This is a genomic window from Sphingomonas sp. NCPPB 2930 (genome assembly GCF_042867205.1).
GTDB lineage: Bacteria > Pseudomonadota > Alphaproteobacteria > Sphingomonadales > Sphingomonadaceae > Sphingomonas.
The window spans coordinates 67497-83507 of record NZ_JBHZQU010000014.1; the positions used below are offsets into that span (position 1 = coordinate 67497).

A 16011-nucleotide genomic window follows, 5' to 3' on the forward strand; every position below is an offset into this window, starting at 1 on the left:
AGATCGATCGCGTGCGACCGCGCGCAATCCTTTCTTCGATCATATGAGGAAGAAGGGCTGCGTCACCCGAAGCGTACGACATCTCCGCGTTCTCTGCGCCTCCGCGCGAACCCTCCTCTTTCTTCTTGCGCCCTCGCGGCTTCGCGCGAAATGAAAATTACCCCAGCCGTCCCGTCACCAGCGCGGTAATCTCGTCGGCGATCTCCGCCGGATCGCGCAAATTCCCATGCGCCACGGTCGACACCGTCGCCCATTCGCCCAGCATCGCGCCGTCCGCCATCGCGGTATAGTTGGCCCGGACCCGCGCCTGGAGCCCCAGATCGGCCTCATAGGCATCATAGGTCTCGTCGGTGTAGCTGCGCTTGCGCTTGCGGGCGATCAGGTCGCGCGCGACGGTCAGCGGCGTGTCGAGATAGACCGACAGATGCGGCGCGGGCAGGTGGAACTGCACCGTTTCCAGCCGTTCGATCCATTGCAGCAGCGCCTCGGCCTGTTCGGGGGGCACCTGCGCCGCCTGATAGGCCATGTTGGATGCGATATAGCGGTCGAAGACGATGACGTCGTGGCGCTCGGCCAGCGCGATCAGGTGCGGGCGCGATTCGAATCGGTCGAGCGCATAGAGCGTCGCCGCCGTCTCGGGCGCGGCGGCATGGGGCAGGCGCCCCGCCAGATATTCGCCCAGCGCCCAGCCGCCGATCGTGTCGCCGTAACGCGGAAAGGACAGCGCCGCCGCCGACAGGCCCGCCGCGTTCAGCCGCTCGGTGACGGCCGCCGTCGCGGTCGCCTTGCCGGCGCCATCGGCCCCTTCGATCGCCAGGAGAAAGGCCATCTCAGCCGCGCAGGCGTTCGTGGTGGCGGATCACCTCGTCGATGATGAAGCGCAGGAATTTCTCGGAAAATTCAGGGTCCAGCTGCGCATCGATCGCCAGTTGCCGAAGCCGGGCGATCTGCGCTTCCTCGCGACCCGGATCGGCGGGGGGCAGGCCGTTCTTCGCCTTATATTCGCCGACCGCCTGCGTCACCTTGAACCGTTCGGCCAGCATGAAGACGAGCGCGGCATCGATATTGTCGATCGACTGGCGATAGCCGGTCAGCACGGTGTCGGACATGGTGGACGTGTCTCCCTCTGGCGCGTGGGCTCGCGCAATTTCGCGCGCGTCCTTTCGCGCTTAGGCTTGCGTTCGGCAAGCGTTGTCGCCAGAGGCTCTTACCTGCCCATGACCGTAACCGCCACCCGCCTCGCCAAGCCCGCGCCCTCGCTGGACACGATGATCCGGCTGGTGGCCGACGACATGAATCAGGTCAATCAGGTGATCATCGACCGGATGCGGTCGGAGATTCCGCTGATCCCGCAACTGGCCGGTCATCTGATCGCGGGCGGGGGCAAGCGGATGCGCCCGATGCTGACGCTCGCGAGCGCACAGCTGCTCGGCTATCAGGGGACCAGCCACCATGTGCTGGCCGCGGCGGTGGAATTCATCCACACCGCGACGCTGCTGCACGACGACGTGGTCGACGGCTCCGACCTGCGGCGCGGGCGGCGGACGGCCAACATCATCTGGGGCAATCCGGCGAGCGTGCTGGTGGGCGACTTCCTGTTCAGCCGCTCCTTCCAGCTGATGGTCGATGCGGGCAGCCTGAAGGTGCTGAACATCCTGTCGGGCGCCTCGGCGGTGATCGCCGAGGGCGAGGTGAACCAGCTGACCGCGGTGCGGCAGGTGGGCCTGCCCGAAGAGCGTTACCTCTCGATCATCGACGCCAAGACCGCCGCGCTGTTCGCCGCCGCCTGCCGCATCGCGGCGGTCGTCGCCGAGCGGCCCGAGGCGGAGGAGCTGGCGCTGGAGGCCTATGGCCGCAACCTGGGCATCGCGTTCCAGCTGATCGACGATGCGATCGACTATGTCTCCGACGCCGGAACCATGGGCAAGGATGCGGGCGACGATTTCCGCGAGGGCAAGATGACCCTGCCGGTGATCCTGGCCTATGCCCGCGCCAATGATGAAGAACGCCAGTTCTGGAAGGACGCGGTCGAGGGGCGGCGCACCTCGGACGAGGACTTCGCCCATGCCATCGCGCTGGTCCGCAAGAGCCGTGCGGTCGACGACACGATGGCGCGCGCGCGCCATTATGGCGGGCTGGCGATCGAGGCGATCAAGGGCTTTGCCGATAGCCCCGCCAAGGCGGCGATGATCGAGGCGGTCGAGTTCGCGGTCGCGCGGGCGTATTGAGGCCGTTCCCCGGCGGGAGGCCGGGGCCCAGTTGCGTTGGATTCATAAGGGCGCGGGGCGGTTTGCCTCCCCCGCGTTGCGTGGCGCGCCTCCGGCTTGGTGGAGCCTGGGCCCCGGCCTTCGCCGGGGAACGGCTTTGCGGATAAGGCACCCCACCCCCATTCAGCCTGAGCGTAGCCGAAGGCCAAGGGAAAGCCTGTCCGCTGGGCAAATGCCCAGGCATGGGCTTCGACTTCGCTCAGCCTGAACGGGGGAAGGGGAATTGGGGCGAGGTCCTTCACCCCGCCCGGCAAACCCCGTATCGCGAGCGGCATGACCTTACCCGTCACCGCCGTCCTGCCCGACCTGCTGACCGCGCTCGCGGCCGCTCCCAACGCCGTCCTCGTCGCACCGCCGGGCGCGGGCAAGACCACCGCCGTCGCGCCCGCTCTCCTCGACCAGCCCTGGTGCACCGGGGAGGTCCTGCTCCTTTCTCCCCGCCGCCTTGCCGCCCGCGCCGCCGCCGAACGCATGGCCGCGCTGGCCGGGGAGCCGGTCGGCCGCACCTTCGGCTATGCCACCCGCATGGATACGAGGGTCAGCGCCGCGACCCGCGTGACCGTGGTGACCGAGGGCATCTTCGTCGCGCGCATCCAGGCCGATCCCGAGCTGGCGGGCGTCTCGGCGGTGCTGTTCGACGAGGTGCACGAACGCAGCCTCGACGGCGATTTCGGCCTCGCGCTGGCGCTGGATGCGCAAGCGGGCCTGCGTCCCGACCTGCGGCTGGTCGCGATGTCGGCGACGCTCGACGGCCGCCGCTTTTCCAGCCTGATGGGCGATGCCCCCGTCATTGAGAGCGAGGGACGCAGCCATCCGCTGACGCTGCGCCATCTCGGCCGTGCGGCGGAGGCGCGGATTGAGGATTCGGTCGCCGCCGCCATCCGCCGCGCGCTGGCCGATGAGGCGGAGGGCGACATCCTGGCCTTCCTGCCCGGCACCGCCGAGATCGCGCGCACCGCCGAGCGGCTGGCGAGCCTGCCCGCCGGAATCGCGGTCCATGAACTCCACGGCTCGCTCGACCCGGCGGCGCAGCGCGCGGCGATCCGGCGCGATCCGGAGGGGCGGCGGCGCATCGTCCTCGCCACCTCGATCGCCGAGACCAGCCTGACGCTCGACGGGGTGCGGATCGTGGTCGATTCGGGGCTGGCGCGCCGCCCGCGCTACGACCGCGCGGCGGGGATGACCCGGCTGGTTACCGAGCGCGCCAGCCAGGCCGCCGTCACCCAGCGCGCGGGCCGCGCCGCCCGCCAGTCGCCCGGCGTCGCCTATCGCCTGTGGGAAGAGGCCGCCACGGCAGGCCTGCCGCGTTTCGACCCGCCCGAGATCCTGGAGGCGGACCTGTCGGCGCTGCTGCTTGGCACCGCGCTCTGGGGGGTGGGCGACCCGCGTGCGCTCCCCTGGCTCGACCCGCCGCCCGAGGCTGCGGTCGCCGAGGCGCGCGCACGGCTGACCGTGCTGGAGGCGCTGGACGATACCGGCCGCCCGACCGCGCATGGCAAGGCGATCGCCGCGCTGCCGATGCCGCCGCGCCTGGCGCATATGCTGATCCGCAGCGGCGAGCGGGGGCTGGCCTCCGTCGCCGCCGAGGTCGCGGTGCTGCTGGGCGAGCGGGGCATTGGCGGGCAGGATGTCGATGTCGAACAACGCCTGCGCCGCTGGCGGACCGAGCGTGGTCCCAAGGCGGAGGCGGCGCGCCAGATGGCGAAGCGCTGGACCAGCCTGGCTCCCAGGCCGGTCGAGCGCGAGGCGTGGGACCATCCGGCGGGCGTCTGCCTGGCGCTGGCCTATCCCGACCGGGTCGCGCGACGCCGCGATTCGACCGGCGAGAATTGGGCGAGCGTCGGCGGGCGGGGCTTCCGGCTCGATCCGGCATCGGCGCTGGCCGGTGCGCAATGGCTGGCGGTGGGCGAGACGCAGGGCGCGGCGTCGGGCGCGCGCATCCTGTCCGCCGCGCCGCTCGACCTCGCCACCGTCGAGGCGCTGTTCGCCGATCGGATCGAGACCCGGCGCACCGTCACCTTCAACCCCGCGACCGGCGGCGTCGAGGCGTTGCGCGAACGGCGGCTGGGCGGGCTGCGCCTGTCGAGCGGACCCGATTCGGGTGCTTCCCCCGAGGCGATCGCGGAGGCGCTGGTCGAGGGGGTGCGGACGCATGGTCTGTCGCTGCTCCCATGGAGCGAAGGGGCGGGGGCTTACCGCGCGCGGGCGGCCTATGCCGGGGTGGCGCTGGACGATGCGACGCTGATCGAGCGGCTGGACGACTGGCTGCCCGCGCTGGTGGCGGGAAAGAGGCGGCTGGATGCGATCGCCCCCGGCGCGCTGACCGAGGCGATCCGCAACCTGATCGACTGGAACGACCAGCGGCGAATCGATTCGATGGCGCCCGCCCAGTTCACCAGCCCGGCTGGCAGCAGCCATGCGATTGATTATGCGGCGGAAGGCGGCCCCAGGGTGGAGCTGCGCGTCCAGGCGCTGTTCGGCCTGGCCGAGCATCCGGTGATCGGGACCGAGCGGGTGCCTTTGGTCCTCAGCCTGACCTCGCCCGCCGGTCGCCCGATCCAGACGACGCGCGACCTGCCCGGTTTCTGGGCGGGAAGCTGGAGCGCGGTGGCCAAGGAAATGCGCGGCCGCTACCCCCGCCATCCCTGGCCCGACGACCCCGCGGCAGCGTCCGCGACGCTGCGCACGAAAAAGGCGGATGCAAGAGCCGCCGGTTCGCGATAAGGGACGTGGATTATGGCCACTGCTCGCATCTTCCAGCGCCCCAAGAACGCGATGCAATCCGGCAAGTACCGGACCGATCGCTGGCAACTCGAATTCGAATCCACCGAGGCGAAAAAGCCCGATCCCCTGACCGGCTGGGCCGGAAGCGGCGATACGCGGGAGCAGGTTCGCCTGACCTTCGCGACGCTGGAAGAGGCGATCGCCTATTGCCAGCGCGAGGGGCTCGACCATCATGTCGTGCCGACGCCGCAAAAGACGCTCAAGCTCCAAAGCTACGCCGACAATTTCCGCTGAGGTTCGAGCGCTCCGGTCAAGGCCGGGGCGCTTTTCTTTCGCGCGCAGCGCTTGAGAAGGTTGGTTCGCGCGGAGACGCGGAGGTGTTGCGCCCGGCGGCATCGGGATCGCATCACAACCGATCTGTTGGAGCGGCGTGTCGCTTCCGCGAGCAATCCCTCTCTGCGCCCTCCGCGCCTCTGCGCGAACAAAGTTTCTTGGCGTCTTCCCGTCCGTTGCGGCGTGTCGCGATGAGTTCTCGCGAAGCCGCGATGACGCGAAGATTGTCGGAATGGGTTCGCGCAGAGGCGCAGAGAGCGCGGAGGTGACGTGTCCGGCGGCATCGGATGCGCACCACAAACAGCTGGTTGAAGAGATATCTCGCTGCCGCGAATACGACATCCCCGCGTCTCCGCGCGAACCAACCTTCTTCTCTTCGCGCCTTCGCGGCTTCGCGTGAAATCAAAAGCCCAGGATGCTGCCCCCCAGCAGCAAGAGCAGCTTGGCATCCATCACCACGCCCGCCGCACGGCGTTCGGCGACGAAGGCCGGAACCTCCGACAGCTTCACCCGGTGCACGCTAATCTGCTCGTCCGAGTCGCCGCCGCCTTCGCCGACCTTCATCAAGCCGCTCGCGCGGACCAGGGTGAAGCGTTCCGAGGTCATGCCAGGCGAGGAGCAGAATTCGCCCAGTGCCTCGATCCGCGAAGGGCGATAGCCGGTTTCCTCTTCCAGCTCGCGCGCCGCACCGTCCAGCACCGCCTCGCCTTCGGTCTCGTCGCCGATCAGCCCGGCGGGCATTTCCAGGCAGGGCGCGCCCAGGGGCACGCGGAACTGTTCGACCAGCAAAATATGGTCGTCGTCGATCGCGAGGATGACGGCGGCGCGAATGTCACGCGGGCGGTCGGCATATTCCCATGTGCCGCGCTTGCGCAGCGCCAGGAACCGTCCCTCGGCCATGGTTTCGAGGGGGGCGTCCATACGGGGATCGGTCATAGCGAAATGGGTCTGTCCGGCAGTTCGTTGGTATCGGCCGCCGTCTTGGGGAAATGCTCGGCGAGCACAAGCCCGATCCGCTCGACCGCCGCGCCCAGCCCCTCGCCGACATGGCCCTTCGCGACATGGGGCAGCATCACCGCCATGGCGCGGCCCCAGGTTTCCGGTCCCACTTTGCCGGTCAGGCCGGAGTCGGCGACGATCTCCGCCATATGCTCGTCTTCGGAAAGGTAGAGCAGCACGCCGTAGCGGCTGTCGGTCCGCCGCTCGGCCGAGACGCGGAAGAGCAGGACGGCACGCGCCCGGACGCGGGCATGGCGGATGCCTTTGGGGACCAGCGCGATCCGGCGCTTCACCGGTCCCAGCGCCGCGACGACGACCGCGAAGACCAGGATCTGCGCGATCATCAGCACGCCGAGGACCAGGTCCTCGCCCGCTTCGCTCCATCCGTCATGCACCAGCGCGAGCAGCTTCAGGCCCAGGCCCGGAAACAGCGCGGCGAACAGCGGCACCAGCAGCATCGCGGCGGCGGCGAACCACAGCGCCACGTCGCGATAGTCGTCCGATCGGGGGGCGACGATGGTCACGATCTCGGCATCCGTCGCGGCCTCGGCGCGCGCCACGGCGGCGGTTACCAGATCGCTATCGGCTTCGCTCAACATCTCACCAATCCCCCGAAGCGCCGCCGCCGCCGAAATCCCCGCCGCCGCCGCCGGTAAAGCCGCCGCCGAACCACGATCCGTCGCTGCCGCCGCCCGACGACCCGCCCGAGCTCCAGCCGCCGCCCGACCCGCCACCGCTGCCCCAGCCGGGGCCCCAGAGAATGATCGGCCAGCCGCCTCCGCCGCGGCGCCCGCCACCGCCGCCACGATCGTCGTCATCGTCATCGTGGAAACGCTGGCCCTGCTTGCGGCGCAGGATGGACAGCAGGACGAAGCCGCCGATGAAGATGACCAGGACGATCAGGATCGGAAAGCCGTTGGAATCGCCGCCGCCCCGGCGGTGCTGGCGGTCGAACTGCTTCGCCGCCTCGGCCACCTTGGCCTGGGCTTCCTCGGGCGAGGCGCGGAGCTGCGCGATCACCGCGTCCGCGCCCGCATTCAGCGCGCCCGATATGTCGCTCGATTCACGCAGGCGCGGGATCATCAGGGTGCGGATCATCTGGGACGACCAGGCGTCGGTCAGGATCGGCTCCAGCCCGCGTCCGACCTCCAGCCGGGGGCCGCGCTGGCCCTTGCCCTCATTGGGCGCGACGAACAGGATCGCGCCGTTGTCCGCATCCTTCAGGCCGACACCCCAGGCGCGGCCCAGCCGATAGCCATAATCCTCGATCGGATAACCCTGAAGATCGGGGATGGTCGCGACCACCAGCTGGCGGCCGGTATCCTTTTGCAGCGCCTCCAGCTTCTGTTCGAGCTGCGCCTTGGTGGCGGGGTCGATCTTGTTCGCCGCATCGACGACCAGGCCGTCCAACTTGGGAAAGCTCTGCGCCATCACGGGGACGGCGCAGAGGATCAGCCAGAGCCCGAGGACCGGGCGAAGCAACCGGGTGAACCGGGTCATGGGCGCCCGATCAGCTGCCGAAATTCACCTTGGGCGCATTCTCGGCCCCCGGCGTCGTCGCCTGATAAGGGGTGATCGGCTTGGCGCCGTAGAAGACCTTCGCCCCGATCGCGTCGGGGAAGGTGCGGATGCGGGTGTTATATTCCTGCACCGCGCCATTATAGTCGCGGATCGCGATGTTGATGCGGTTCTCGGTGCCTTCGAGCTGGCTCATGAAGGTCTGGAAATTATCCTGGCTCTTCAGGTTCGGATAGGCCTCGACATTCGCCAGCAACCGGCCGAGCGAACCGCTGAGCTGGCCCTGCGCCGCCGCGAACTGCTGCATCTTGGCGGGGTCGGACAGGTCATCGGCGCTGACCTGGACCGAGGTCGCCTTGGCGCGGGCGTTGACCACATCGGTCAGGATCGCCTTTTCGGACGCGGCGGCGCCCTTCACCGTCGCTTCGAGGTTGGGGATCAGGTTGGCGCGGCGCTGATAGGCGGCCTGGACGTCGGCCCATTTCGCCTTCGCATTTTCCTCCGCCGTGGGCACGCTGTTCATGCCGCAGCCGGACAGGGCGACGGCCATCACGACCGGGGTCAGGGCAAGAACGGGACGACGCATTCGAATATTCCTCCGTCAACTGTCCGATCCATATAAGACGCCGACCCCGCTTGGCGAAGGGGAAAAGCGACGATAGGCGTAACGCTCATCGAACGGAGGGAGTTGGCGATGCTAAAAGAATTTCGCGCCTTCATCGCGCGGGGCAATGTCCTCGACCTGGCGGTGGCGGTCATCATCGGGGCGGCGTTCAGCAAGATCGTGACCTCGCTGACCGACGACGTGCTGATGCCGGTGATCGGAAAGATTTTCGGAGGGCTGGATTTCTCCAGCTATTTCATGCGCATGGGGCCGATCCCCGCCAGCTATACGGGTTCGCTGACCGATTATGCCGCGCTGAAGAAGGCGGGTGTGCCGCTGCTCGGTTACGGCGCGTTCGTGACCCAGGCGGTCAATTTCGTCATCGTCGCCTTCATCATCTTCCTGCTGGTCCGCACGGTGAACCGCGCGACGACGCTCTTCGAGAAGGAAAAGGCCAAGGCGGCCGAAGAACCCAAGGCCGAGCCGACCGATATCGCGCTGCTTCGTGAAATCCGCGACGAACTGCGCGCACGGCGTACCTGATCTACCACCTCACCCCGGCGAAGGCCGGGGCCCAGGTGCCACCACGTTCGTGGTGCGGGACGCCGTTGCATGGGAGGCAAAGGCGGCCCGTCGTCGCGATTTATACCGCAACTGGACCCCGGCCTTCGCCGGGGTGCCGCGGTGGGGGATTATGCTGCCGCCAGCTTCCTGGCCGTGGCATCCGCCAGGCTGGTGCCGTCCAGGATCCGCGCCGTCTCGTCCCGCACCCGCATCATCGCATGGCGAATGGCGCAATCCGCCTCGCTCTTGCAGTCGTTGCAAGGGCGATAGGCGGTCCGGCTGACGCAGGGGACCAGCGCCAGCGGCCCCTCGATCGTGCGGATGATGTCACCCAGCGAGATCAGATGCGCCGGACGCGCGAGGCGGTATCCGCCCATCTTGCCCCGCTGGCTGTCGAGCAGATTCGCGCCCTTCAGATCGGCGAGGATCAGTTCCAGGAACTTGCGCGGCACATTCGCCTCGGCCGCGATGCGCGTCATCGAGGTCGGCGGCCCTTCGACGGGCATTTCCGCAAGGAACAGCATCGCGCGCAACGCATAACGGGACCGCTGGGTCAACATGGCGCTTCCATGGACCCAAAATGGGGCGAGCGAAAGGCATTTGCGTAAACGCGCATGGCTAACTATATCTCTTCGTGCCGGGTTTCACCCGGCTATGACGATAAACTGCGGCGAGTAATAGACGCAGCGGACCCGGGGGCAGTACCCGGCGGCTCCACCATAAAAGGTGGTGTACTTGGACACCGTTTCTGACGGGGCCGAACCAGGATCGACGTGTGTTGAAAAGCGCTGTTTTCGTTCGGAATGGGACCACCGCAACGGCCCATACACACAAGTGCCAACGATAACGAAGCACTCGCGATTGCGGCGTAATTGAGGGCCTCACGGCCTGAAGTTACTCCAAAATAGCGCGGTTGGACCGAACCGGGCAACAGAATCGGATTCCAGCGGTACGGGGAGCACCGGGCAACAGAAGCTCCCCACTTTCCGGATTTTCGGGTGAGCCGAATCTTCCTGAGCCTTGGGATAGGCGGCGGGTGGATGCTTGCTGTTCGGCTGCCCTCCCAACGTCCGTTCGCACTGAGCGAAGTCGAAGTGCACGGGCGACGCTCGCGGCGAGGCGATGGGGCGTGGCCTTCGACTTCGCTCAGGCTGAACGGGGGTGGGAATGCCTCCATTCCCGCACCCCGGCGGAGGCCGGGGCCCAGGTTCCACCCAGTCGATGGTGCGCCAGACGGTGTGGGGGGAGGCAGACCCATTTGCGCCTCCGGAAATGTACGCAACTGGACCCCGGCCTCCGCCGGGGTGGAAGACGGGAGCGGGTTACCCCTCCCGCGCCAGGGCCTTCAACCGGTACAGCGCATCCAGCGCCTCGCGCGGCGACAGGCTGTCGACGTCCAGCTTCTCCACCTCGGCCCGGATTGCGTCGCACTGTTCTTCCTCGGCCTGCGCGGCGGCCGCGAAGAGGGGGAGGTCGTCCAGCCCTGCCGCCAGCCCGCCGGTCTTGGCCCGGCCCGCCTCCAGCTTGGCGAGCACCGCCTTCGCACGCGCCACCGTCGTCGGCGGCATGCCCGCAAGGCGCGCCACTGCTAGGCCATAGGAGCGATCCGCCGGGCCTTCGGACACCTCGTGCAGCAGGACCAGCTCGCCCTTCCACTCGCGCGCCCGGACATGGTGCAGCGACAGCGCCTCGCAGCGTTCGGCCAGCCGGGTCAGTTCGTGATAATGGGTCGCGAACAGGCAGCGGCAGCGATTATCCTCATGGATCGCCTCCACCACCGCCCAGGCGATGGCCAGGCCGTCATAGGTGGAGGTGCCGCGCCCCACTTCGTCCAGGATGACGAAGCTGCGCGGCGTCGCCTGCGCCAGGATCGCGGCGGTCTCGACCATCTCGACCATGAAGGTGGAGCGCCCGCGCGCGAGATTGTCCGACGCGCCGACCCGGCTGAACAGCCGGTCGACCAGCCCGATCTTCGCCTGGGTGGCGGGGACATAGGAGCCGGCCTGCGCCAAGACCGCGATCAGGGCGTTCTGGCGCAGGAAGGTCGACTTGCCGCCCATGTTCGGGCCGGTGACCAGCCAGAGCCGCGAAGCCTCCGACAGTGAACAGTCATTGGCGACGAACCGCTCGCCCGAGCGCGCCACCGCCGCCTCGACCACGGGATGGCGGCCGCCCGTCACCTCGAAACAGCTATGGTCGACCAGTTCGGGCCGCACCCAGCCACCCTCGACCGCGCGTTCGGCCAGGCCGCTCGCCACGTCGAGCCGGGCGAGCGCGTCCGCCGTCGCGGCGATGGCTTCGCGCGAGGCCAGCGCGGCGGCGGTCAGCTCCTCCAGATGCGCGGCCTCGGCGGCCAGCGCATGGGCACCGGCCTGCGCGACCTTGCTGGCGACCTCGTGCAGCTCGGGCGTGTTGAAGCGGACGACGCCCGCCAGCGTCTGGCGGTGGGTGAAGCCCGAATCCGGCTTCATCAGCGCATCGGCCGACCGCGCGGGCACCTCGACATGATAGCCGAGCACGCCGTTGTGGCGGATCTTGAGCGCGGTGATACCGGTCTTCTGGCGGAACTCCGCCTCCAGCGCGGCGATGGCGCGGCGGCCGCCTGCGCCCGCATCGCGCAGATCGTCGAGCGCGACGTCATAACCCGCCGCGATATAGCCCCCTTCGCTGGCCTCGATGGGGGGCGAGGGGACGAGCGCGCGGCGCAGCAGGTCGATCAGTTCGCCATGCCCGCGCAGGCGCGGCGTCGTCTCGCGCAACAGGGGAGGGCCGTCGCTCAACTGTTCGGACAATGCCCAGGCCCCGTCGAGCCCGTCGCGCAACTGCCCCAGATCGCGGGGAGAGCCGCGCCCCGCCGCGATCCGCCCGATCGCACGGCCGATATCGGGCAGCGCCCGCAGCGCCGCGCGCAGCCGCTCGCGAAGCGCGGCATCGTCATGGAAATGCTGCACGAGGTCGAGCCGGGCCTCGATCGCGTCGCGGTCCATCAACGGCGCGCCGATATCCCCGGCCAGCGCGCGGGCGCCTGCGCCCGTCACCGTCCGGTCCACCGCGTCGAGCAACGAGCCCTTGCGCTGGCCGTTCGCGGTCTGGGTCAGCTCCAGGCTCTCGCGCGTCGCCGCATCGATCGCCATGGCTCCAGCCGCCTGCATCAATATGGGCGGGCGCAGGAAGGGCAGTGCGCCCTTGGCCGTATGGTCCAGATAGGCGACCAGCCCGCCCGCTGCCGAGAGCCCCGCGCGGCTGAACTGCCCGAACCCGTCCAGAGTCGCGACGCCGTAGAGTCGCTTGAGCCGATCCTCGCCCTGGCCGCTGTCGAACGTGGCGGAAGGGCGCAGCGTAGTGGCCGCTTCGGCATGAGCAGCATTCTCGGCCGCGACCACCTCGGCGGCGGCCAGGCGGGCGAGTTCGGCGCCCAGCGCATCGGGCTTCACGTCGATCACCACGAACCGCCCAGTCGAGATGTCGGCGGCGGCCAGCGCCACCGCGCCGCCCGCCTCGCCGATCGCGACGCACCAATTGTCGCACTTGGCATCGAGCAGCGCTTCCTCGGTCAGCGTGCCCGCCGTGACGACGCGCACGATGCCGCGGGCAACCAGCGCCTTGGACCCGCCGCGCGCCTTGGCCTCGGCGGGGGTCTCGGTCTGCTCGGCGATGGCGACGCGGTGCCCGGCCTTGATCAGCCGTTGCAGATAGGCGGTCGCGGCATGGACCGGCACGCCGCACATCGGGATCTTCTCACCGCCATGCTCCCCGCGCGACGTCAGCGCGATGTCGAGCACGCCCGAGGCGATCCGCGCATCGTCGAAGAACAGCTCGAAAAAATCGCCCATGCGATAGAAGAGCAGGCAATCCTCGGCCTCGGCCTTCAGCGTCAGATACTGGGCCATCATCGGGGTGGGGGTGGTCATTGGGGGCGAGAATCCAGATTGCGTGCACCATGGCGGATGCCGACGATCGATACGATGTCGCCGTTCACGTCATAGCTGAGAATGTAAGGGGGAACCGTCACCAGCTCGCGGGTGCCATCCGCAGCGGGACGGCCACGGCGAGGAAAGTCTCGCAGGCTTTCGCCGAAATCCACGAGTCGCTGCGCGATTCGAGCGGCGGCCTCGGGATCAAAGGCTTCCAGATAGGCGACGATGAGATCGAGCTGGTCGAGGGCCTCGTTCAGCCAGACGACTTGAGCCATTCGCGAAACGATTTGCGGTTCGGGGTTCCCCAGGTGCGGAGCCAGGCGGAAACGGTGGCGTGGTCATGATAGCGCCCGGCGGCGTAATCCGCCCGAGCGCGTTCCAGCGACAGCGCTTCCGCCGCCTCGTCACGCTGCTCGAAAATGCCCGGCTCATGCTCCATGGATCAACGTATAAGGCTGATGCCCGGACTTGCCTAGGGCGGCAAAAGGGCTGCGTGACAGGGTTGTCAGCCGTGTCCGAAACCTTCAAGAGCCGTAGCGTCCTTAGTATCCACAGCATCGAAGGCCGCGCGCATGACCGACGAACCCACCGATCAGTTCTCCGAGCGCGAGGCCCTGCTGTTCCATTCCGAGGGGCGGCCCGGCAAGATCGAGATCATCGCGTCCAAGCCGATGGCGACGCAGCGCGACCTGGCGCTGGCCTATTCGCCCGGCGTCGCGGTGCCGGTGCTGGCCATCGCCGACGATCCCGCCACGGCGTACGACTATACCGCCAAGGGCAATCTGGTCGCGGTCATCTCCAACGGCACCGCTATCCTGGGCCTCGGCAATCTCGGCGCGCTCGCCTCCAAGCCGGTGATGGAGGGCAAGGCGGTGCTCTTCAAGCGCTTCGCCGATGTCGACTCGATCGATATCGAGCTGAAGACCGAGGATGTCGACCGGATCATCGACGCGATCGAGCTGATGGAGCCGAGCTTCGGCGGCATTAACCTGGAAGATATCAAGGCCCCCGAATGCTTCATCATCGAGCAGACGCTGCGCGAGCGGATGAACATCCCGGTCTTCCATGACGACCAGCACGGCACCGCGATCATCTGCGCGGCGGGTCTCATCAACGCCTGCCTGCTGACCAAGCGGCGGCTGGACGAGATCAAGGTCGTCGTCAACGGCGCGGGCGCGGCGGCGATCGCCTGTACCGAGCTGATGAAGGCGATGGGCGTCCGGCATGACAATGTCATCATGTGCGACCGCACCGGCGTCATCTATCAGGGCCGCGACGACATCAACCAGTGGCAGTCGGCGCACGCCGCCGTCACCGACCGCCGCACCCTGACCGAGGCGCTGCACGGCGCGGACGTGTTCCTGGGGCTTTCGGCGGCGGGCGCGCTCAAGCCCGAGATGGTCAAGGACATGGCGCCCTCGCCGATCATCTTCGCGATGGCGAACCCGGAACCGGAAATCCGCCCCGAACTGGCCAAGGCGGCACGCCCCGACGCCATCGTCGCGACCGGGCGGTCGGACTATCCGAACCAGGTCAACAACGTCATCGGCTTCCCCTTCATCTTCCGCGGCGCGCTCGACGTGCGCGCGACCGGCATCAATGACGAGATGAAGATCGCCGCCGCCAACGCCATCGCCGAACTGGCGCGCCAGCGCGTGCCCGAAGAGGTCGCGCTGGCTTATGGCACGCAGCACAGCTTCGGCCCCGAATATATCATCCCCGCGCCGTTCGATCCGCGCCTGATGGAGCTGGTCCCCTCGGCAGTGGCCAAGGCGGCGATGGATTCGGGCGTGGCGACGCGGCCGATCCTCGACATGGACGCCTATCGCCAGAAGCTGCGCGCGCGTCTCAATCCGACCACCTCGGTCCTGACGCTGGCCTATGAGGGCGCCAAGGCGCACCCCAAGCGCGTGCTGTTCGCCGAGGGCGAAGAGGAAGTCGTGCTGCGCGCCGCCATCGCGTTCAAGGAGGGTGGCTACGGCATTCCGGTGCTGGTCGGGCGCGACGACGTCTATGACCGTCTGGCCGCGCTGGGCGTCACCAACCCCAAGGAATATGAAGTCCATAACAGCCGCACCTCGGAAATGGTGCCGCAGATGGTCGACTTCCTCTATGAGCGGCTCCAGCGGCGCGGCTACCTGAAGCGCGATGCCGAGCGGTTGATCAACCAGGACCGCAACATCTTCGGTTCGGTCATGCTGCAACTGGGCATGGCGGATGCGATGATCACCGGCATCACCCGCACCTATGCGCAGAGCTTCCGCGAGATCCGCCGGGTCATCGATCCGGTCGACGGCAAGGTGCCGTTCGGCATCCACCTGCTCGTCGGGCAGAGCCACACCGTCTTCATCGCCGACACCACGGTCAACGAACGCCCCTCCGCCGAGGAACTGGCCGACATCGCCGAGCGCACTGCGGCGGTGGCCCGCCGCATGGGGCATGAGCCGCGCGTGGCCTTCCTGTCCTATTCGACCTTCGGCAATCCCGAGGGCCAGTGGATCGACAATATCCGCGACGGCGTGGCGGAGCTCGACAAGCGGCAGGTCGGTTTCGAATATGAAGGCGACATGGCCCCCGACGTCGCGCTGAACCCCAAGCAGATGGCGAACTTCCCCTTCTCGCGCCTGTCGGGTCCGGCGAACGTCCTCATCATGCCGGGTCTCCAGTCGGCCAATATCTCGGCCAAGCTGCTGCGCGAACTGGGCGGCGATAGCATGATCGGCCCGATGCTGATCGGCATGGAAAAGCCGGTGCAGATCGCGCCGATGACCTCGACCGCGGGTGATCTGGTCACGCTGGCGGTGCTGGCGGCGGGCGGCATCGCGCGCTGATCCTCGGCATTTAGGACAGCAAAAGGGGGGCTGGGCGGCATAGGCTGTCCGGCCCCCTTTTTTCCTCCCCTGCAAGGGGAGGTGGCAGGGCGAAGCCCTGACGGAGGGGTGTCCCGCTGTGCGAGGTTCCGCCATCCTCGCAAGTGGTGACACCCCTCCACCAGCTTCGCTGGTCCCCCTCCCCTTGCAGGGGGACTGTTTACACCGGCCGCATTGTGGATTCTTGTCTGTTCCTGTGATTTGAGGCGGGGGGA

At 68.1% G+C, this 16011-nt stretch carries 15 protein-coding genes and 1 other RNA gene; 6 read left to right on the forward strand and 10 right to left on the reverse strand.

Annotated features, from left to right (window positions below; genetic code table 11):
• Positions 1 to 157: 157 nt before the first annotated feature.
• Together ACFX59_RS14835 and ACFX59_RS14840 are read right to left on the reverse strand one after the other, a co-directional pair.
• Positions 158 to 829, reverse strand: coding sequence for a thymidylate kinase (locus ACFX59_RS14835; protein ID WP_387433208.1), 672 nt, complete (start codon positions 827 to 829; stop codon positions 158 to 160).
• 1 nt (position 830) lies between these two features.
• Positions 831 to 1109, reverse strand: a complete 279-nt coding sequence (locus tag ACFX59_RS14840; protein ID WP_307100847.1) for a chorismate mutase — start codon at positions 1107 to 1109, stop codon at positions 831 to 833.
• Between the two features lie 108 nt (positions 1110 to 1217).
• On the opposite strand from ACFX59_RS14840, the gene ACFX59_RS14845 reads away from it, so the two are divergent.
• The 3 genes from ACFX59_RS14845 (at position 1218) to ACFX59_RS14855 (ending at position 5285) form a co-directional block, all read left to right on the forward strand.
• Positions 1218 to 2228 carry a polyprenyl synthetase family protein gene (locus ACFX59_RS14845; protein ID WP_309700871.1) on the forward strand — a complete coding sequence of 337 codons (1011 nt, stop codon included), beginning with the start codon at positions 1218 to 1220 and terminating at the stop codon, positions 2226 to 2228.
• A gap of 312 nt (positions 2229 to 2540) precedes the next feature.
• Positions 2541 to 4991: an ATP-dependent helicase HrpB gene (gene hrpB / locus ACFX59_RS14850; protein WP_387433211.1), complete on the forward strand. Its 2451-nt coding sequence runs from the start codon at positions 2541 to 2543 to the stop codon at positions 4989 to 4991.
• A gap of 12 nt (positions 4992 to 5003) precedes the next feature.
• On the forward strand, positions 5004 to 5285 hold the full coding sequence (locus ACFX59_RS14855; protein ID WP_261269007.1) for an ETC complex I subunit: 282 nt from the start codon (positions 5004 to 5006) through the stop codon (positions 5283 to 5285).
• 441 nt (positions 5286 to 5726) lie between these two features.
• On the opposite strand, the gene ACFX59_RS14860 is transcribed toward ACFX59_RS14855, so the two are convergent.
• From ACFX59_RS14860 to ACFX59_RS14875, 4 genes are read right to left on the reverse strand one after another with little or no spacing between them, the layout of a single operon-like run.
• Positions 5727 to 6260 (reverse strand): NUDIX hydrolase, encoded by a 534-nt coding sequence (locus tag ACFX59_RS14860; protein WP_387433214.1) that lies wholly within the window; start codon positions 6258 to 6260, stop codon positions 5727 to 5729.
• A complete protein-coding gene (locus ACFX59_RS14865; RefSeq protein WP_387433217.1) occupies positions 6257 to 6922 on the reverse strand; it encodes a TPM domain-containing protein in 666 nt (221 codons plus the stop codon). Before ACFX59_RS14865 ends, ACFX59_RS14860 begins: the two co-directional genes overlap by 4 nt.
• A gap of 1 nt (position 6923) precedes the next feature.
• Complete coding sequence (locus tag ACFX59_RS14870; protein ID WP_387433219.1) at positions 6924 to 7823, reverse strand: TPM domain-containing protein; 900 nt, start codon at positions 7821 to 7823, stop codon at positions 6924 to 6926.
• Between the two features lie 10 nt (positions 7824 to 7833).
• Complete coding sequence (locus ACFX59_RS14875) at positions 7834 to 8427, reverse strand: LemA family protein (RefSeq protein ID WP_261269011.1); 594 nt, start codon at positions 8425 to 8427, stop codon at positions 7834 to 7836.
• Between the two features lie 108 nt (positions 8428 to 8535).
• Here ACFX59_RS14875 and mscL point away from each other — a divergent pair, with 108 nt between their 5' ends.
• On the forward strand, positions 8536 to 8988 hold the full coding sequence (gene mscL / locus ACFX59_RS14880; protein WP_387433221.1) for a large conductance mechanosensitive channel protein MscL: 453 nt from the start codon (positions 8536 to 8538) through the stop codon (positions 8986 to 8988).
• Positions 8989 to 9137: 149 nt separating this feature from the next.
• Here mscL and ACFX59_RS14885 read toward each other — a convergent pair whose 3' ends face one another.
• Complete coding sequence (locus ACFX59_RS14885; RefSeq protein WP_309700882.1) at positions 9138 to 9569, reverse strand: Rrf2 family transcriptional regulator; 432 nt, start codon at positions 9567 to 9569, stop codon at positions 9138 to 9140.
• Between the two features lie 36 nt (positions 9570 to 9605).
• Here ACFX59_RS14885 and ssrA point away from each other — a divergent pair.
• Positions 9606 to 9993: a transfer-messenger RNA gene (gene ssrA, locus ACFX59_RS14890) on the forward strand.
• A 338-nt stretch (positions 9994 to 10331) separates the two neighbouring features.
• Here ssrA and mutS read toward each other — a convergent pair.
• From mutS to ACFX59_RS14905, 3 genes are read right to left on the reverse strand one after another with little or no spacing between them, the layout of a single operon-like run.
• Positions 10332 to 12902, reverse strand: a complete 2571-nt coding sequence (gene mutS, locus ACFX59_RS14895; RefSeq protein WP_387433228.1) for a DNA mismatch repair protein MutS — start codon at positions 12900 to 12902, stop codon at positions 10332 to 10334.
• Between the two features lie 14 nt (positions 12903 to 12916).
• Entirely contained in the window at positions 12917 to 13201 is a 285-nt protein-coding gene (locus ACFX59_RS14900) for a type II toxin-antitoxin system RelE/ParE family toxin (RefSeq protein ID WP_387433225.1), read from the reverse strand.
• Entirely contained in the window at positions 13180 to 13365 is a 186-nt protein-coding gene (locus ACFX59_RS14905; RefSeq protein ID WP_309700884.1) for an antitoxin, read from the reverse strand. The genes ACFX59_RS14900 and ACFX59_RS14905 overlap by 22 nt, the downstream gene beginning before the upstream one ends.
• A gap of 133 nt (positions 13366 to 13498) precedes the next feature.
• Here ACFX59_RS14905 and ACFX59_RS14910 point away from each other — a divergent pair, with 133 nt between their 5' ends.
• On the forward strand, positions 13499 to 15757 hold the full coding sequence (locus ACFX59_RS14910) for an NADP-dependent malic enzyme (RefSeq protein WP_307100826.1): 2259 nt from the start codon (positions 13499 to 13501) through the stop codon (positions 15755 to 15757).
• Positions 15758 to 16011: the final 254 nt, after the last annotated feature.

Excerpts from the sequence above, each read along its gene's own strand:
- ACFX59_RS14875 (WP_261269011.1), bottom strand. The coding sequence starts at position 8,427 with ATGCGTCGTCCCGTTCTTGCCCTGACCCCGGTCGTGATGGCCGTCGCC.
- ACFX59_RS14855 (WP_261269007.1), top strand. The coding sequence starts at position 5,004 with ATGGCCACTGCTCGCATCTTCCAGCGCCCCAAGAACGCGATGCAATCC.
- mutS (WP_387433228.1), bottom strand. The coding sequence starts at position 12,902 with ATGATGGCCCAGTATCTGACGCTGAAGGCCGAGGCCGAGGATTGCCTG.
- ACFX59_RS14885 (WP_309700882.1), bottom strand. The coding sequence starts at position 9,569 with ATGTTGACCCAGCGGTCCCGTTATGCGTTGCGCGCGATGCTGTTCCTT.
- hrpB (WP_387433211.1), top strand. The coding sequence starts at position 2,541 with ATGACCTTACCCGTCACCGCCGTCCTGCCCGACCTGCTGACCGCGCTC.
- ACFX59_RS14835 (WP_387433208.1), bottom strand. The coding sequence starts at position 829 with ATGGCCTTTCTCCTGGCGATCGAAGGGGCCGATGGCGCCGGCAAGGCG.
- ACFX59_RS14865 (WP_387433217.1), bottom strand. The coding sequence starts at position 6,922 with ATGTTGAGCGAAGCCGATAGCGATCTGGTAACCGCCGCCGTGGCGCGC.
- ACFX59_RS14910 (WP_307100826.1), top strand. The coding sequence starts at position 13,499 with ATGACCGACGAACCCACCGATCAGTTCTCCGAGCGCGAGGCCCTGCTG.
- ACFX59_RS14860 (WP_387433214.1), bottom strand. The coding sequence starts at position 6,260 with ATGACCGATCCCCGTATGGACGCCCCCCTCGAAACCATGGCCGAGGGA.
- mscL (WP_387433221.1), top strand. The coding sequence starts at position 8,536 with ATGCTAAAAGAATTTCGCGCCTTCATCGCGCGGGGCAATGTCCTCGAC.
- ACFX59_RS14840 (WP_307100847.1), bottom strand. The coding sequence starts at position 1,109 with ATGTCCGACACCGTGCTGACCGGCTATCGCCAGTCGATCGACAATATC.
- ACFX59_RS14870 (WP_387433219.1), bottom strand. The coding sequence starts at position 7,823 with ATGACCCGGTTCACCCGGTTGCTTCGCCCGGTCCTCGGGCTCTGGCTG.
- ACFX59_RS14845 (WP_309700871.1), top strand. The coding sequence starts at position 1,218 with ATGACCGTAACCGCCACCCGCCTCGCCAAGCCCGCGCCCTCGCTGGAC.
- ACFX59_RS14905 (WP_309700884.1), bottom strand. The coding sequence starts at position 13,365 with ATGGAGCATGAGCCGGGCATTTTCGAGCAGCGTGACGAGGCGGCGGAA.
- ACFX59_RS14900 (WP_387433225.1), bottom strand. The coding sequence starts at position 13,201 with ATGGCTCAAGTCGTCTGGCTGAACGAGGCCCTCGACCAGCTCGATCTC.